Genomic DNA, 16,537 nt, shown 5'->3' with positions numbered 1-16,537 from the left:
ATGGCCCTGGCCCTTCGCTCACCCATCAGCCGCCATGCGTGCATCGCAGAAAGCCGCGCGGTGCGACTGGCGCAACCCCCGGAGCCTCACCAGGGGCTGTTACGCTGGATCGGTTTGTCCGAAGCCGAACAGGTTTTCACGCTGCATCTTGTCGAAGGCGTATGCGCCTTGTCGCGTTCTTGTGACGCACTGCCGAGTGTCGACGAGCGTTGGTGCCGCAGCCTGGCGAAAGCGTTACGCCCTGGGCTCTGGCTACCCGCTGGGCCGGTCGACGCGCGTCTTCTGCTGGGCGCCTGGGTCGGGCCGCAGCGCTGGGCGAGGGTACGGCTGCAGTGGCCGTCGGCGGCGCTCGACGGGCTTCCGCCCGGGCTGCCTGGCCATCGCCTGGATACGCTCTGGTCAGCGGTGCTCTGGCGCGTGGCGCGGGGAGGTGAGCATGCTGGTCAAGCGTAGGTTGGCGGTGCCCGAGCAGGTGCTGCACGAGCCGCTGCTGCGTCGTGAGACCCTCGACGAGGTGCGGCGCGCCGAGCAGTTGCTCGAGCAGGCCAGGCAACAGGCGGATGAACTACTTCAGGCTGCAGAACAGCAGTGTCAGCAGTACCTGCAGGATGCCCAGGCGGCTTTCTGGGAGCAGGCGAATCTCCAGCTGCAGGCCTTCGCCGACGAGCACGCGGCACTTCAGCACGAGGTGCTGGGCAGTCTCGACCGCCTGCTGAGCCAGGCCCTGAGTCGCCTGCTCGATGAGACGGATCTGCCCCAGCGTATCCACGCCGTGCTGCGCAATCTGGGCGCCAGTCCGGCTGCCCAGGCCGCGGCTACGCTCAGTTGTCATCCGCAGCAGGCGCAAGCGGTACGGGCCTGGCTGGACGCTTCGCCATTCGCCAGCCTGTGGACCGTGCACGAGAGCTCCCAGCTCGGGTTGCAGGCGCTACGCCTGAGCCACGCCCAGGGGGCGCTGGAACTCGATTGGGACGGCTTGCGCAGCGCGCTCGCCGGCCAGGCGCCGCCGCTGCAGCACTCGCAGGTATTTCCCCATCAACAAGGAGAACAGGCATGACCAGTATCAATGCGTTGCGCAACAGTCTGGACCGGGCACACCAGAACGCCAAGAGCGGCCTGGAGGATGCCCTGGGGCAGGTGGTCGATACCGGCAGCCTCGAAGACTTCGAGGCCTATACCGATGCCGCCCGCCGAGCCCAGTTGACCGGCACGGTAGTGGGCGAGGAACTGCGTGCGCAGCATGGCCTGACCAAGGCCATCATCGATGGCATTCAGTGAATTCACCCAGGCGTTCGCGGCATGGTGCGACGAAGGGTATCCGGCCAGCCTCGAGTGCTGGGTCGATGACGCTCCGTTCCAGGTAAGCCCGCATGGCGCAGGCTTGCGCTGCAGCCTGGAGATCTGTCAGGGCTGGGACCTTGCGCGCATTGCCGTCTTGCTGGGCGAGGCGGGTGCTGGCCTAGCCTGTGGCTGCCGGGGCGCCCTGGCTTTCGATCCCCAGGCGCATGCCCTGGTTCTGGTGGAGTGGTTCCCACTGCCCATCCAGGCCTCGCAGATCCTGACGTCCCTGGAAAACCTGGCCAACCAGCGGGCCGCAATGCTCAGCCTGGCCAGTGCTCGCCCGTTCGATTTTACCGATTCCACCCCGTTCAACCCGAAGGGCATTGACGCCCGCTGACAGGAGTAACCGATGCGCAAGGCCCTGAGATGGCTACCGTGGTTGTATTTCGTTGTCGCGATGCCTGCACTCGCGCTCCCGCCGGAAAGCTGGAAGCGTACGGCCTACGCCTATGACGCTCAGCAGGCGGAATTGATGACCGCGCTGGGCGACTTCGCCCGCGAGTTCGGCCTGGCGCTCGATATGCCACCCATGGACGGCGTGGTCGACGGGCGCATTCGCGCCGACAATCCCCAGGGGTTTCTCGATCGGCTGGGGCGCGAGTACCACTTCCAGTGGTTCGTCTTCAACGACACCCTGTACATCAGCCCGACCCAGGAGCAGACCTCCGCGCGCATCGAGGTTTCTGCGGAGGCGGTGGACGATCTTGAAGCGGCGCTCGGCAGCATCGGCCTGCTCGATCCCCGCTTCGGTTGGGGGCTGCTGGCGGATGAGGGGGCGGTGCTGGTACGCGGCCCGGCCAAGTACGTGCAATTGATCCGTGACTACAGCGAAAAGGTCGAAGAGCCGGAGGAGGCGGAGAAGCAGGATGTCATCGTCTTTCCCCTGAAGTACGCCAACGCGGCCGACCGCACCATCAGCTACCGCGACCAGCAACTGCAGGTCGCCGGGGTGGCCCGCATCCTCCAGGAGTTGCTGGAGTCACGCTCTCGAACCAGCGGTCAGAGCGGCGCGCAAGGCGCCTCGAGCATCAGTGGACTCGCCGGAGGCGCCGGGGGCTCCAACTCGATATCCCTGGCCTACGACGCCCTGGCCAATATGGACGGTCCCGTCCTCGGCACCGGCATAGAGCGCGGCCTGGGGATGACGCCTGCGTCGGGATCGAACAGCCGAAGCGCCAGCTCGCGCACCAGTGGCAAGATCCGCGTCAGCGCCGATGTACGCAACAACGCGGTGCTGATCTACGACCTGCCGGCGCGCAAGGCCATGTACCAGGGGCTGATTGCCCAGCTGGACGTGCCGCGCAATGTGATCGAGATCGATGCGGTGATTCTCGACATCGATCGCAACGAGCTGGCTGAACTGTCCAGCCGCTGGTCGCTCACGGCCGGCAGTGTGACGGGCGGTGCCAACCTCCTCCAGCCAGGCGCGCCCTCGACGCTGTTTATCCAGGATGCCGGGCGATTCTCCGCCGACCTCCGAGCGCTTGAAGGCAATGGCGCCGCCTCGATCGTCGGCAACCCGTCGATCCTGACGCTGGAAAACCAGCCGGCCGTCATCGATTTCAGCCGCACCGAGTACCTCACCGCACTGGCCGAGCGTGTCGCCAATATCGCACCCATCACCGCTGGCACCAGCCTGCAGGTAATTCCACGTTCGTTGAATCACAACGGTCGCTCCCAGGTTCAGTTGATTGTCGATATCGAAGATGGACAGATCGTCGAATCGCAGATCAAGGACGAACAGCCGTCCGTGCGTCGTGGCAACGTCAGCACCCAGGCGGTGATCGCCGAACACGGCTCCCTGGTGATCGGCGGTTTTCATGGCGTGGAGGCCAATGACCGGCTCAACAAGATTCCGCTGCTGGGCGATATTCCCGTCATCGGCAAGCTGCTGTTCCAGTCGCGCAGCCGTGAATACACCCAGCGCGAGCGGCTGTTCATCCTCACCCCGCGGTTGATCGGTGACCAGGTCAATCCAGCGCGCTACGTGCAACACGCCAATCCCCATGACCTCGATCGCCAGCTCAAGGAAGTTCAGGCGCGTCGCGGTGTCACCGACCGGCCGACGCGCAACGATGTTCGCGAGGCATTCGAAAACCTGGTCGCCGGCACGCTGCCGCAGGGCTTCAGTGCTGCCAGGGCCTCGTTCCAGCACAACACCCTGTGCCGGTTCGACCCGGGGCTGACGGTCAATGCCGAGCACTCCCAGTGGTTCGCCCGCAAGGACTGGGGCGTGGCAGTGGTGGCTGTGCGCAATGATTCGGCTATGCCCATGCGTATCGACGAGAGCCAGTGTGGCGGTCGCTGGGTCTTGGGCGTGAGCGCCTGGCCGCAAGCCTGGCTGCAGCCCGGCGAGCAGAGCGAGGTTTTCATCGCCATGCGCCAGGCCAAGGCCCTGGACCCTTCCCTCGAACTTCGCCCCTCGCTGCTAGGCGATAAGGAGCCATGATGATGTTTCGCGTATTGGCCGTTGTGTCGATAGTCGGTGTGCTGGCCGGTTGTGCCAGCCCCAAAGGTTGTTCAGGTCAGGCGTGCAAGCGTCCTGACTCCACCCCTAGGAGCCTGGTGATCTGGTGGCCTGACGACATGCGCCAGGGGCTCAATGAGCAGGATCGCCAGCGCGACCTGGACTACACCGTCACGCCGCTGGAGAACTGAGCATGATGCAGACCTCGGAAAAGCGCACCTTCCTCGAACACGCCGCTGCCGAGCGCGGCGCGGTTTGGCCGCTTGCTTCCGGGGTGGCATTCATCAGTCGCCGCGATCACCGATGCTGGGGCATTGCGTTGCACGTGGAGGTGGAGGCCCTGGGCCCCGATCAACTGCGTGCCACCCTGGCGCGGCGTTTTTGCGAGGCGGATCGCTACGATCAGTTCTTCCTGTTTCTCAATCTGCAGCGAGAGTTGGTGGTCTGGCATGCGGCGCCCATACAGGACACCGACATCGTCTCCCTCGACCATATCTGCCAGGAGCAACTCGCCCTTGTAGGGCTGGAGCACCTGCCATGATGGCCCTCGCGTCGCTCACTCACCGAGGCTTAATTGACTATGCGCATCCCCCCTCAGTGCCTCACGATCCCCGTGTCACCACCCACCGCTCAAGTCAGTGATCTGCAGGCCAGCGCACACATCGGCATCGATCATGGCCAGGCCTCTCGGTCATCAGGCGCCAGTCGACCGAGCCATGAGCGAGTGGTCGTCCACAGGCCACACGTACCGAGTCACGGCAACTCGTCTCAAGCCAGAACGATGCTCAACAGCGTGTTAATAGGGCTCGGGCGAGGTGCTGAAAACGCCGAAACCAGCGGATCTGATTTACGGCAGGAGGCCAGGGCGAATCTGGATAAAATCGCCAACGACCGCCTACAGATCGTCGAGTCACGCGAGATACCAAAATGGAACAAGTTCCTTATTCAAAAGAATCGGCTTGAGCTCGACCAAGCCAGGAAGTTTGCAGATTTTTACCATCCGTTGTTTTCGCGGATAACGGCGTTCGAGTCATCCATGGATCTTTTGGCGCAGCTGGCTCGCGAAAATCAAACGCTTCAGTTGCTTTCCTACCACGCCGATGTCAAGCGAGACCCCTTCGATATGGTGACGACGCCACAGGGAGACTGTGAGACGTTTTCGACCGTCTTTGAAATGCTGGCGCAAGCGGCGGGCAGTCACGATCTTGCACGCCATGAGTTCTCAACGCCCATGAGTTTCTCCGTTGCCGATGTTCCAGGCGCTTCCGTTCGGCAGGCGACCGATACGGTCGATTTCATGCGGCATACCATTCTTTCCTGTCGGGATAACGAAGGCCGCCTCGCTCATTTCGATCCCGTGTTTGGGCGGCAGGTGAATCCTGATTTTTACGGCAAGGACGTTGATCGATACCTGATGCGCAATCCTCGCGCCGCCTGACCCGAGACTTTGTCCGGTGCCCGAACAGCACGCCGGGGGCTGCTGTTCAGGGCGTACTCATAGGTGATCGGTACGAATCACCTGGTCGTCGACCTCGTCGAGCTGCTTCACCAACTGGTAGATCTGCGCCACCATTTCCAGGGTGGCCCTGGGGATGTAGCGGCCGGTCCGGGTCTTGTACAGGGTGCGTGCCAGCCACACGCTCTGCACCACCGGCACCTTGGCGACCTTGGCCTGGGCGATCAGTGCCAGGGCGTCGTCGTCTTCGCCCTTGCAGTGGATCATCGGCAGGGGCGTTTTGCCGGGCCGGTAGAACAGCGCGACGGCGTAGTGGGTCGGGTTGACCACCAATACGTCGGCTTCCTGCACCGGGCGCGGCGCGGCTTCGGGTTCCTGATTGAGAATCTCGAAGGCGAACTGGCGCCGCTGGCCCTTGACGTGGGGGTCGCCCTCGGACTGTTTGTATTCCTTCTTGATATCGTCGTGGCTCATGCGCAGTCGCTTGGCATGGAAGAATTTCTGCAGGCCGAAGTCGATGGCCGCCAGCACCAGCAGCAACCCCAGGGTGATGCGCAGGATGTGGCGGAACACCTGCAGCAGCGACTGCCAGTAGGTGTCGAGATCGGAGTTGGCCAGCAGGATCAGCGTTCCCAGTTCCGGCTCCAGCAACAGGTAGAGGGTGTAGCCAATGACGATGGCCTTGAGCACGCTCATCAACAGGTTGGAGAGGTTCTGCCCGGAGAACATCTGCTTGAGCTGGGCGAAGGGGTTGAGCTTGTTGAAGTCGACTTTGAGCGCCTTGGGCGCGAACAGGAAACCGAATTGCCCCCAGCCGGCCGCCAGGCGCATCAGCATCGCCAGGCCGACGCTCAAGGCGAGAAAGGGCAGCATCACCGCGATGGCTTCGGTGACCAGTTGCTCGACGATCCGCTCGAAGGGTTGCTGGGTTGCATTGACCGACAACTCCATCAGTTGCTTGAGACTGTCCATGCTGCTGTTCGCCAGGCCCAGCGTCACCTCGCTGACCAGAAGCAGGATCAGCAGCTTGCTGACGTCCTGGCTCTGCGCGATCTGCCCCTTCTCACGGGCATCGCGCAACTGTTTGGGCGTGGCTTTTTCGGTCTTCTCACTCACGGCTCCGGTACCCCTACGATGTGCTGGAGCAGATCGCTGATCACCCTCAGGTGCTGCAGCTCACCGCTGCCCAGCTCCAGCAGCGTCGGCAGATAGATCAGCAGGAAGGCGATGCCGGCGATGCTTTTGGCGGGCATGGCGAGGATGAACACATTGAGCTGTTGTGCGTACAGGCTGATGATCGCCATCACCGCTTCGATCAGCAGCAGTACCGCGATGAAGGGCGCGGCGTACAGCAGCATGTGGTGCAGCGTACGGCTCAGTTGTTCGAGCAGGATGATCAGGCCATCCTGGGTAAGAGTCGGCAGCCAGGCCGTGGGTGGCCAGATCAGGTAGCTGTCCCAGATCACCTGCAGGATCAGCGGTAGCCCGCCAATCACCATCAGCAGCATGATCATCGCCTCCTGAAACAGCATGCCCATGGGGGTCACGTCCGGCCCTAGTGCGGGGTTGATCTGCCCGCCGCTCAGGGCGCCGCGCTGGCTGTCGAGCAGGGCGCCCACCGAGGCGAACATCCAGAACGGCATGTACAGCAGCACGCCCAGCAGTGCGCCCAGAGCCACCTCTTTGAACAGCAGGCCAATTATCCAGCCCAGGTTCGAGTCCTGGCCGTCCAGCGCCGCGCTGATCGACGGTGCCGGGATCAGGGCCACGGCAATGACCACCGCGTAGCGCAGGGGGCCCTTCAGGTATTTGAAGCAGAACGCGGGTACCAGAAACATGCAGGGCACTAGGCGCGCCGCGGCCAGGCCGATGCCTTGCAGCAGCTCGAAGGCGCTTTGCGTGTCCCAGGGCATCTAACGGGGGCCGCCTGTTCGGGCGATCAGGTCGAAGGCCATGTTGATGAACTGGATCAGTTCCAGGCCGACCCAGCGGCCGGTCATGGCCAGGGTGAGGCCGACGGCGGCCAGCTTGAGGCCGAACGGCAGGGTCTGATCCTGCATCTGCATCAGGGCCTGCAGCAGCGAGGTGACCACCCCTACCAGTACCGCCACGGCCAGCGGCGGGGCGGTGAGGATGACGACCAGGAACATGCCTTGCTTGAACAGTGCCAACGCTTCCATGGTGACCTCACAGGTAGGAAAGGAACAGGCTGTCGATCAGCTTCGTCCAGCCATCCACCAGCACGAACAGCAGCAGCTTGAGTGGCAGCGAGATGGTCATCGGCGACACCATCTGCATGCCCAGTGCCAGCAGCAGGTTGGAAACGATCAGGTCGATCACAATGAAGGGGATGTAGATCAGAAAGCCGATCTTGAAGGCGGCCTGCAGTTCGGACAGCACGAACGCCGGGATGGCCAACAGCAGGTCGCTCTTGCTGGCGCTTTCGGCCATCTCCTTGGGCCACATGCGGTGGGTGTTTTCCAGCAGGTGGGTGAGCACGTCCGGGTCGGTGTTATGGGTCATGAACTGTTGCAGCGGGTCGATGATGCCGCCAGCGCTTTCCTGCAAGTTCTGGGTGGTGGACATGTCCAGGGGGTTCTGTTCCAGGCGCTTCTGGATCTCATGGGCCACCGGGGCCATGACGAACATGGTGGCGGCGAGGGCAATACCATAGATGGCCATGTTCGGCGGCACCTGCTGCACGCCGATGGCGTTGCGGGTGATCATCAGGGTCATGGCGATCTTCAGGAACGCGGTGCAGACGATCAGCAGGAAGGGCACCAGCGACAGTGCGCCCAGGAACAGCGCCAGGAGGACCGGGTTCATCCCGTCCAGAATCATGTCAGCGACGCCATGCGAGTGATCTGCAGGCCCAGGCGGCCGCCCACGTCGACCAATTCGCCTTCGGCTACCACCTGCTCGCCGCTGCACAGCCAGGCCTGCCCCGGCGTGACGCCCTGCACCTCGAGCACCGCGCCATGGTCGAGCCGTTGCAATTGCTCCAGGCTCAGGCTCAGTGAGCCACAGCGCAGCGTCAGGGCCAGGGGCAGATGCGCGAGAGGCGAGAGAGGCTGCCGGTCAGCCAGATCCTCGGGGGCCGTGTCCGTCGACTGCTGCGCCGCTGCCCAGGCCTGCTGCTCGTCATCGGCCCCGTCGACTGCCACCTCGCCCGTATCGTCGGGAGTGATAGGCGTTTGCTGGGCGCCGGGTTGCACCGCCGGGTCTGGCCGCTCATCGAGGTAGGCGGTCTCAATGGCTTCATTGGCGTAGGGTGTTTCCAGGGTCGGGTCAGTGGTCGTCATGCTCATGGCCGTCGATTTCCAGGTTCAATAGGAGGCGTGTTCCGCATGCCGTTGTCTGCGCGCGCCAGCGCTGGCCGGCGAGCGTCAGCGCACCCTGGCCGTCGCAGTCGAAGTGCGGGTCGCTTGGCACCACCACGTCCCCCGGGCGCAGTGAGGCGAGTTGTTCCAGCGTCAGCTCGCAGCGACCCAGAATCAGAGGCTCGTGCACCTGCAGGGCGGCCGGAAACGGGCGGTGAAGCGGGTGCCAGAACGGCGCCTGCAACAGCTCGAGCAGGGTGCCCGCGGCGGCCGTCAATTGGCCGTGGGCGACTTCCTCGCCCAGCTTCACGCGCAGGGCGCAGCGCATCTGCAGGTCCCCCGACGGGGCGCTTTCACGCATTGATAACGGCGCCAGGCAGGTGCTTATCACCGGGCTCAGTTGCTGACTGATCACCTGCCAGTACCAGGCCTGGGGTTCGCCAGCGACGCTGACCGGCAGCTCACCCAGCAGGCTGAGCAGGGCGCCGGCATCGCTCAGGTGCAGGGGCCCCAGGGCGCTGTCGAACCAGGTGCCGGGGGTGGCCTGCGTCTCGGCTGGCAGCGGCGTCACGCGCAGCTCGCCGCTTAGCCCCCGGGCCTGAAAGGTTGCGCTCAGCCCCACGCCCAGGGCCCGGCTGGCCTGGGCCTGCAGCGGTGCCAGCTGGCGAAGAGCTAGCGCGGTCATGCCAGCGCCTCATCGACCAGGGCCAGGCGAACCGGGCTGCCCATGGCCTCGGCCAGCGTCGCCTCGCAGGCGCCGCGTTGGCCGCGCAGGCGCTCGAAGGTTTCCCGGCGGGCGCAACCCAGCTCCACCTCCCACTGATCGTCGCGTTTGCCGGCACGTACCTGGATCCGGCCCAGGTTGGGCATCAGCAAGGTGGCCGTAAACACGCCTGGGGGCGCGATGGGCAACCGTAGCGCCAATTCTTCGACCAGCTGGCTCGCGGCGGCATCGGGCTTGCCGGCCGCGGCGCTCTGGCCGCCTCCCAGGCCCGAGCCTTCGTCCGATACTGCCTGCGCCGGCTGGATCAGTTGGGCGAACACCAGCCCGTCGGCCATCAACGCCGAAGGCGACAGATCCACGCCCTGTGTGAGCAGGCGCAGGTCGATTTCGCCACGCCGTAGCGGGCCGCCTTGCTGGAGCCCGGCGGCGGCAGGTTGCGCCTGGGCAGGGGTGTGGGCTGCCGGCGGGCTGGGCGGCTGCGGCCGTCGAGGCACCGCGGCGGTTTCAGCTTTCATCGTTCAGGGCCTCGGTAAGGCAGGCGAGTTTTTCCACGGCGCGCTGCGCCTGTCTGGCCTGGTTGCTGGCCTGCTGCAACTGGACCTGATGGGCCTCGAGAAGGGCCTGCTGCTGGTGGACCTCATGGCGCAGCGTAGCCAGGTGATCAAGCATGCGGCGCTCGCGATCATGCCAGCGGCCGACCTCCTCGAACCCCATGCACTGCTGCAGGTGCTGGCTGGCCAATTGCGCACGGCGGGCGTGCTGCTCCTCGGTCTGTCGCGTGAGCCGCGCCTCGACGTACTGCAGCTGTTCGTGACTGTTTTCCAGGGTTTGCTGCGCCTCGCGCTGCTGGCGCTCGGCACGTGCCTGGCGGTGCTGGCGCAAGGGTTTGAGCAGGGCGATGGCCTGCTCCAGCGAGGCACGTTGCGGGTCGATTTCCAGATCGTTTTCCATGCTCACTCCGGTAAGGCATCGGTCAACTGGTTCAACGCCGCCAGCGTGTCTTCCAGGGGCCATGGGCCGCGCAGATCCTGCTGCAGGAACTGGTCGATGGCGCCGTTGAGCTGCACGGCGCAATCGGTGACCGGATCGGCCCCGGCCTGGTATTCGCCCAGGCGCAACAGCATCTCGACCTGGCGGTAGGCGGCCATGAGCCGGCGCAGCCGGTTGTTGGCGCGCTGATGCTCGCGGCTGGCCACGTTGCTCAACACCCGGCTGATGCTGGCCGGCACATCGATCGCCGGGTAGTGACCGCGCTCGGCCAGCTTGCGCGATAACACGATATGGCCATCGAGCAGCGAACGCACCTCGTCGGCCACCGGGTCGTTCATCGAGTCCTGTTCGATAAGCACGGTGTATAGGGCCGTGATCGAGCCGACTTCACTCATTCCCGCCCGCTCCACCAGTTGCGGCAGCAGCGTATACACCGAGGGCGGCAGTCCACCACGGCCCAGGGGTTCGCCGGCGGCGATGCCGATTTCGCGCTGGGCGCGGGCGAATCGGGTCAGGGAATCAATCAACAGTAATACCTTCATGCCGCGGGCTCGGAACGCCTCGGCAATGGCCGTGGCCGTGAAGGCTGCGCGTGCCCTTTCCATGCTGGATCTGTCGGAGGTGGCACAGACCAGCACCGAGCGCTTGCGCAGCGTCTCGTCCAGTTCGTGGTCGAGGAACTCGCGCAGTTCCCTGCCGCGTTCGCCGATCAGTCCGAACACGATCACGTCGCACCCCATGTTGCGCGCCAGCTCGGCCATTAAGGTGGTCTTGCCGCAGCCTGCGCCCGCGAACAGGCCCACGCGCTGACCCTCGCCGAGCAGCAGGGCACTGTCGATGGCGCGGATACCGGTGGTCAGCGGCCGGCTGATCCGCGGGCGCTGGGTGGGTGGCAGGGCATCGCTGATGACCGGTAGCGTCTGGCGGGTATCGCTGGGGCCGGCGAAGGCCCCCAGGGCGTCGCCCAGTAAGGGTCGGCCGAAACCATCGAGCACGCAGCCCAGCAGGGTTTCGTCGACGCCGATGCGGTGGGCGATCCCCAGCGGCCGGATGGCGGCTCCGACCTGAATGCCCTCCGGGGTGCCCAGGGCGCTGAGCAAGGTGCAGTCCGGCGTGAAACCGACGATCTCGGCGAGAATGTGGCTGCCATCCGCCTTGATCACCTCGCACAGATCGCCCACCTTGGCCGCCGGTACCTGGCACTCGAGCAGGATGCCGCTGACCGCCGTGACCTTGCCACTCACGCGCACGGCGCTGAAATCGTTCAGACGCGCCGCCTGGCGCTGCTCCCACTGTTGCAGGGCCGGCAGCAGGGCACTCACCAGCTCACCTCCAGGCGTTGCTCGCCATCGAACTGGATGCGGCCGTTGTCGATCTGTACCAGGCGGATACCATCGATGCGGTCGCCGATGTACATGCGTCGCCCATCGGCCATCACCAGGTGGCCATTGCTGCCGCCGATGATCTGGGTGATCGCGAAGGGCAGACCGCCGTTGCCATTGAACACCCGGTCGTCGATGCGAAAGTCCACCCGGTGATCCTGTTTGAAGCGCTGCAGCATGCGTTGGTAAACCTGCATGCTCTCGCCCTTCAGGCTACCGCTGAGTACCAGCCCCTGATCGTCGTGTTCCAGGCTGACAGCACCGAGCATGCGCTCGCTGAGCATGGTCTTGAGCAGCCGGGCAGCGCTCTGCTGATCAAGGGCTGCCCGCTGATCTTGTACAGGGGGGGCCGCGGGCGTGGCGAGTGGCGAGGCGGCAGGGGAGGCACTCGGCGTCAGCGTCGCGCTGCTCAGGCTCCAGGCACTGCCCACCACGCCCAGCAGCACCCCCAGCGTGATGCAGGCGCCGCGGCTGAGTAGGGTGCTGCGGGGCGACGATGTAGTGGGGCCTGGTGTCTCGTTGCCCTGAGCGCCTTGCGCGCCATCGTCGGGGGCGATGATCGGCAGGTTGGTCCAGGGCGCCTCGGCAGGCGCGAGGCTCAGCCACACCGAACCCAGGGCGAACTGGGCATGGGGCTGCAGGTCGGCCAGCGGATGGCCCTCGATATCCAGGGGGTGGCCGTCGGCCGCCTCCAGGCGCCAGCCGTCGCCGTCGCGCCGTAGCTGACAGTGGCAAGGGTGCACGCCTGCATCGTGCAGCGCGAGGTCCAGCTCGTCGTCGGCGCCGATAGCCCAGTGATCGCCAATCAGCGGCAGTGCCGCGCCCTGGTGAAGGCCGTTCAGCACCCGTAGTTCAAACAGGTCGTTACCGGATTCGTTCATGCGTATTGCTCGCTCTCTAGGGCCGCTGTTTCCTCCAGTTCGAAGCGGCCGAGGACCTTGACCTGTGCCGAGCTGCTGATCTCCGCGAAGGACAGCACGGGCACGTGATAGAACTCCTCTTGCAGAAGAATGCGCAGGGGGCTGCGCAGATCCTGGGGGACCAGCAGCACGGCGCGCTTCCTGGCGCGCTGTGGAAAGGCCATGTGCAGGTGCTGGAGCAGCAACTGGCTGGTCGCATCACTGAGTGCAAAGAAGGTTTCGGTTTGCGTCTGGCGCAGGCCGTCGCGCAGAACACCCTCGCTCTCGGGGGTCAGCAGCCAGACCTCCAGGCCTTCTGCAGTGGCGTACTGGTGGTAGATCTGCGACTTCAGGGCGATGCGTACGTAATTCACCAGCATGGCGATGTCGCGTTCGTACTGGCCGTGCTCGACCAACGTTTCGGCGATCACCCGTACCGAGCGCAGTGGCACGCACTCGGCGGCCAGCCCCTGCAGCACCGCTGCAAAGCGCGCCAGTGGCAGCACCCGGAGCATTTCCTGGGCGAGTTCGGGCTGCTCGGACTCCAGCCAGCCAAGGATCGCCTTGGTCTCCTGCAGGCCGATGAACTGCGGTGCGCAGGCATGCAGGGTGCGCTCCATGCGCTCGATGATCAGGGTGGCGGCGCTGATCTGTTCCAGCTCCGCGTTGTGCAGAACCGGCGAGTCGGCGGGCATCCAGACCCACTGGCCCTCCTGGCGCTCGACGCTGCCAGGAATCAGCTCGTCGAGTTCGAGCTCGTCGAGGGCCTGGGCATCCACGGCCACATGGCTGTGGCTGAGCGTGGCGCGCATCATCGGCACTTCGTACACCGAGAAGCGGAATTCGTCCTCGGGGATGTGTTCCGACTGCTCGATGATGAACGAGGGCAGGGTCAGGCCGTACTGCACCACCAGGCGATTGCGGCGTTGGCGGATCTCGCTCACGATCGTGGCGATCTGCTGCGGGTCCTGGTTGGGGTGGAACTGCAAGACGAATTGGCGGCTGGGGTTGAAGGTGCGCAGGTCCTCGTCGCCGTTGAGCTCCGGCGCCACCCACTGGGCTTGCTCGTCCTCCGGTTGCGGTTTGTCGCGGTAGATCTGCAGCACGCCGCCACACCCGCAGATCAGGGCGATGGTGATGAATATCCCGGTCGGCATGCCGGGCAGCGCGGCGAAACCGAGCATGGCCACCGCCGAGATGATCCACACCTTGGGCTGGCTGGTCAGCTGCTCGGCGATTTCACGGCCGATGTTCGATTGCGGCGTCGGGTTGCCGTCCGGCACCCGAGTGATCACGATGCCGGCGGTGACCGAGATCATCAGGGCGGGAATCTGCGAGATGAGGCCGTCGCCGATGGTCAGGATGGTGTAGATGTGCAGGGCGTCGCCGGCACTCATGTTCATCTGCATCACGCCGATGCTGATGCCGCCGATCATGTTGATGGCGATGATGATCAGCCCGGCAATGGCGTCGCCCTTGACGAACTTCATGGCGCCATCCATCGCCCCGAACAGCTGGCTTTCCTTGGCCAGTTCCTCGCGTCGGGCCCGGGCATCCTGCACGGTGATTAGGTTGGCGCGCAGGTCGCTGTCGATGGACATCTGCTTGCCGGGCATGGCATCCAGGGTGAAGCGCGCGCCGACTTCGGCGACCCGTTCCGAGCCCTTGGTGATGACCATGAAGTTGACCACCGTGATGATCAGGAAGATCACCGTGCCCACCGCCAGGTTGCCGCCGACCACGAATTCGCCGAAGGCTTCGACGATGTGGCCGGCGTCCTGATCCAGGAGAATCAGGCGTGTGGTCGAGATCGACAGGGCCAGGCGGAACATGGTGGTGATCAGCAGCACCGCCGGGAAGGTGGAGAAGGCCAGTGGCCGCGGCAGGTTCATCGCCAGCATGATCAGCAGGCAGGAAATGCAGATGTTGATGGCGATCAGCACGTCGATCAGCCAGGTCGGCATGGGGGTGATCATCATGAAGATGATCGCCAGCACCACGAAGGCCCCGACGATTTCCGAGCGGCGCATGGCCGCCAGGGCGAGCTGGTTGGCGACATGGATGAGGTACGTCATCAGGCCATCGCCTCCTGCAAGCGGCGCTGTTCTTCATTGACCAGCGCAGTGGACAACAGCAGCAGGTTATCGAGGGCTTTTTGCCGGCTCTTGTTGTCGTTCCAGTTCATGTACTTCAGCTCCTTGAGCAGGGCCAGCAGGCGATTGACCAACGCCAGCTGATGTTCGAGCTGGCGGCCGCCGACTTCCTGCACCAGTTGCAGGGTTTCCTTGGGTTGCATGCCGTCGCTGATGAGTTTCTGCAGGGCCTTCACGAATGCCGAGGTCTTCATCTCGAATCCCGGGTTCTTGGCCAGCATTTCGTTACGCATGTGGGCGCAGCTGCCATAGAACTGTTTCAGGAAGGTGGTGCGCTCGATGTTCTTCAGCGCTTCGTGTTGCTGCTTGGGCCTAGCGGTGGTCACCAAGTGGTTGGTTTCCACCAGCAGGTCGCTGAGCTGGGCGTCGAAGCCGTGGTCGCCGTCGCTGTCTTGGTCTTCCCGTTCGCTGATCATCCGGGTCAGTTCCAGCAGGTTCACCTGGCCGTTTCCTGACAGGCTGCGTGCGCTCTCGCGGCGCCGCGGATCGGCGACTGCCGAGGCGAACGGTACCCGGGCGCGCAGTAACCGAGCCTGCTGCTTGTGCTGTGCAGCGAACTGCAGCCGCAATGCCTGCAGCTTCCTGGCTTCCTCGAACGAGCGCTCCTGCTGCGCTCGTCGTTCGGCAATGCGCAGCAGGCTCAGCGCCTGGCCGAGGTCGTGCCGCGAGCTATCGAAAACCTGCCGGAAACCGCCGTCGCTGCGGGCGCTCTGGCGCAACTGGTCGGCCTTCGACTCCAGGGTCGTGAGCAGCTGTTTGTACAGTTTGTACTGCAGGACTTTCTGCGACTGCAGTTGCAGGGCCTTGAAGCGCAGGTTGCGCTTGTGTAGGCGGATGCTGACCTGACTCAGCTCGGCATTGAAGCTGGAAACCTGCTGCGCCGTGGTGCCTGCCGCCTGCGCGCCACCCTGTTGCCCTGGCGTGCCTGAGGGCCCCGCCGATCCCGGTGTGGTCGGCGGCAGGCGCGTGGGCGCAGTGGTGGATTGAGCACGGTTGATCATGGCGCAGCCTGGAAGAACGAATGCTCAATGAGTGGCGTGGGAGCCGAACCGGTTCCCCCAAGTTGCCGTGTGCAGAAATTCGTTCAGGAAACTGTCCGCTAGCGCAGGATCTTGCTCAAGATGACACGATGGTTAATTAGTATTTACTTATAAATCATTGGCTTATAGCGGCTAATTGAGATGGCATGCATGTAGCTATAGCTCCTGGTCCCTACACAGGAGAATCCCATGTCCGCTAATCTCTCCCTTCGCCATGCCACGCCTCTGCCCGTTAGCCGCACACCCAGCGCCATTCGCCAGTTGACCCAGGCCCAGGTGCAGAAACTTCGTGCCTTCGTGCACAAGCGCGTGATGAACCCCGACGATGCCGATGACATCCTGCAGTGCACGTTCTTCGAAGCGTTGCGCAACGAGCATAAGTTTCAGCACGCCAGCAAACCGGAGACCTGGCTGTGCGGCATCGCCCTGAACCTGATCCGCAACCATTTCCGGCGCACCTACAACCAGCCTTATCAGGAGAGCCTCGACGACCAGACCAATGTGGCGCACGAGCAGCACATCGACATTGGTCAGTGCGTTGACGGAAGCCGGCAGTTGCAGCGCACGGTGGAGGCCATCCAGACATTGCCCGCGGCCATGCGCCAGGTGATCCATGTCAGCCTGGTGATGGACGGCAATTATCAGGAAACGGCGCAGAGCCTTGGCGTACCGATTGGCACCGTGCGCTCGCGGCTGTCGAGGGCGCGGGAGCAGTTGCGTCGTTCGATTGATCCGTTTGCCTGAGAGGGGTTGTCAGGCGTTGAT

Annotated in this window: 20 protein-coding genes; 8 read left to right on the top strand and 12 right to left on the bottom strand. The window is 64.3% G+C overall.

Annotated elements, in window-relative coordinates; all coding sequences use genetic code 11:
* The first annotated feature begins 436 nt into the window (after window positions 1–436).
* From sctL to BM279_RS16250, 7 genes are all read left to right on the top strand, one after another.
* The gene (gene sctL / locus BM279_RS23220; protein WP_143103609.1) at window positions 437–1,057 is read left to right on the top strand and encodes a type III secretion system stator protein SctL; all 621 of its coding nucleotides are present in this window, start codon (window positions 437–439) and stop codon (window positions 1,055–1,057) included.
* Window positions 1,054–1,278 carry a type III secretion protein gene (locus tag BM279_RS16275; protein WP_093505422.1) on the top strand — a complete coding sequence of 75 codons (225 nt, stop codon included), beginning with the start codon at window positions 1,054–1,056 and terminating at the stop codon, window positions 1,276–1,278. The genes sctL and BM279_RS16275 overlap by 4 nt, the downstream gene beginning before the upstream one ends.
* Window positions 1,265–1,678 (top strand): hypothetical protein, encoded by a 414-nt coding sequence (locus tag BM279_RS16270; protein ID WP_093505420.1) that lies wholly within the window; start codon window positions 1,265–1,267, stop codon window positions 1,676–1,678. The genes BM279_RS16275 and BM279_RS16270 overlap by 14 nt, the downstream gene beginning before the upstream one ends.
* 12 nt (window positions 1,679–1,690) lie before the next feature.
* On the top strand, window positions 1,691–3,790 hold the full coding sequence (gene sctC, locus BM279_RS16265; RefSeq protein WP_093505418.1) for a type III secretion system outer membrane ring subunit SctC: 2,100 nt from the start codon (window positions 1,691–1,693) through the stop codon (window positions 3,788–3,790).
* Window positions 3,790–3,999 (top strand): HrpT family type III secretion system protein, encoded by a 210-nt coding sequence (gene hrpT / locus BM279_RS16260; protein WP_075931594.1) that lies wholly within the window; start codon window positions 3,790–3,792, stop codon window positions 3,997–3,999. Before sctC ends, hrpT begins: the two co-directional genes overlap by 1 nt.
* A gap of 2 nt (window positions 4,000–4,001) precedes the next feature.
* Entirely contained in the window at window positions 4,002–4,349 is a 348-nt protein-coding gene (locus BM279_RS16255) for a type III secretion protein HrpV (RefSeq protein ID WP_075931595.1), read from the top strand.
* A 240-nt stretch (window positions 4,350–4,589) separates the two neighbouring features.
* Entirely contained in the window at window positions 4,590–5,246 is a 657-nt protein-coding gene (locus BM279_RS16250; protein ID WP_093505416.1) for a hypothetical protein, read from the top strand.
* A 57-nt stretch (window positions 5,247–5,303) separates the two neighbouring features.
* Here BM279_RS16250 and sctU read toward each other — a convergent pair whose 3' ends face one another.
* From sctU to BM279_RS16190, 12 genes are read right to left on the bottom strand one after another with little or no spacing between them, the layout of a single operon-like run.
* Window positions 5,304–6,380, bottom strand: coding sequence for a type III secretion system export apparatus subunit SctU (gene sctU, locus BM279_RS16245; protein WP_075931596.1), 1,077 nt, complete (start codon window positions 6,378–6,380; stop codon window positions 5,304–5,306).
* The gene (gene sctT / locus BM279_RS16240; protein WP_093505414.1) at window positions 6,377–7,177 is read right to left on the bottom strand and encodes a type III secretion system export apparatus subunit SctT; all 801 of its coding nucleotides are present in this window, start codon (window positions 7,175–7,177) and stop codon (window positions 6,377–6,379) included. Before sctT ends, sctU begins: the two co-directional genes overlap by 4 nt.
* Window positions 7,178–7,444, bottom strand: a complete 267-nt coding sequence (gene sctS, locus BM279_RS16235) for a type III secretion system export apparatus subunit SctS (protein WP_075931598.1) — start codon at window positions 7,442–7,444, stop codon at window positions 7,178–7,180.
* Window positions 7,445–7,451: 7 nt separating this feature from the next.
* Window positions 7,452–8,105, bottom strand: a complete 654-nt coding sequence (gene sctR, locus BM279_RS16230) for a type III secretion system export apparatus subunit SctR (protein WP_093505412.1) — start codon at window positions 8,103–8,105, stop codon at window positions 7,452–7,454.
* Entirely contained in the window at window positions 8,102–8,566 is a 465-nt protein-coding gene (locus BM279_RS16225) for a FliM/FliN family flagellar motor switch protein (protein WP_093505578.1), read from the bottom strand. The genes sctR and BM279_RS16225 overlap by 4 nt, the downstream gene beginning before the upstream one ends.
* Window positions 8,553–9,269, bottom strand: a complete 717-nt coding sequence (locus BM279_RS16220; protein ID WP_093505410.1) for a hypothetical protein — start codon at window positions 9,267–9,269, stop codon at window positions 8,553–8,555. Before BM279_RS16220 ends, BM279_RS16225 begins: the two co-directional genes overlap by 14 nt.
* Window positions 9,266–9,823: a type III secretion system HrpP C-terminal domain-containing protein gene (locus BM279_RS16215; protein ID WP_244154174.1), complete on the bottom strand. Its 558-nt coding sequence runs from the start codon at window positions 9,821–9,823 to the stop codon at window positions 9,266–9,268. The genes BM279_RS16220 and BM279_RS16215 overlap by 4 nt, the downstream gene beginning before the upstream one ends.
* Entirely contained in the window at window positions 9,813–10,259 is a 447-nt protein-coding gene (locus BM279_RS16210; RefSeq protein WP_093505408.1) for a type III secretion protein, read from the bottom strand. Before BM279_RS16210 ends, BM279_RS16215 begins: the two co-directional genes overlap by 11 nt.
* Window positions 10,260–10,261: 2 nt before the next feature.
* Window positions 10,262–11,611 (bottom strand): FliI/YscN family ATPase, encoded by a 1,350-nt coding sequence (locus tag BM279_RS16205; RefSeq protein ID WP_093505572.1) that lies wholly within the window; start codon window positions 11,609–11,611, stop codon window positions 10,262–10,264.
* Between the two features lie 5 nt (window positions 11,612–11,616).
* A complete protein-coding gene (locus BM279_RS16200; protein WP_244154173.1) occupies window positions 11,617–12,561 on the bottom strand; it encodes an FHA domain-containing protein in 945 nt (314 codons plus the stop codon).
* Window positions 12,558–14,654, bottom strand: a complete 2,097-nt coding sequence (gene sctV, locus BM279_RS16195; protein ID WP_093505406.1) for a type III secretion system export apparatus subunit SctV — start codon at window positions 14,652–14,654, stop codon at window positions 12,558–12,560. Before sctV ends, BM279_RS16200 begins: the two co-directional genes overlap by 4 nt.
* The gene (locus BM279_RS16190; RefSeq protein ID WP_093505404.1) at window positions 14,654–15,733 is read right to left on the bottom strand and encodes a TyeA family type III secretion system gatekeeper subunit; all 1,080 of its coding nucleotides are present in this window, start codon (window positions 15,731–15,733) and stop codon (window positions 14,654–14,656) included. Before BM279_RS16190 ends, sctV begins: the two co-directional genes overlap by 1 nt.
* A gap of 228 nt (window positions 15,734–15,961) precedes the next feature.
* Between BM279_RS16190 and BM279_RS16185 the strand changes: the two genes are divergently transcribed.
* Complete coding sequence (locus BM279_RS16185) at window positions 15,962–16,516, top strand: RNA polymerase sigma factor (RefSeq protein ID WP_093505402.1); 555 nt, start codon at window positions 15,962–15,964, stop codon at window positions 16,514–16,516.
* Window positions 16,517–16,537 lie beyond the last annotated feature (21 nt).

Origin of the sequence: Phytopseudomonas straminea (assembly GCF_900112645.1) — a bacterium.
Lineage (GTDB): Bacteria > Pseudomonadota > Gammaproteobacteria > Pseudomonadales > Pseudomonadaceae > Aquipseudomonas > Aquipseudomonas straminea.
This window is presented reverse-complemented; position numbering and strand designations above follow the sequence as displayed.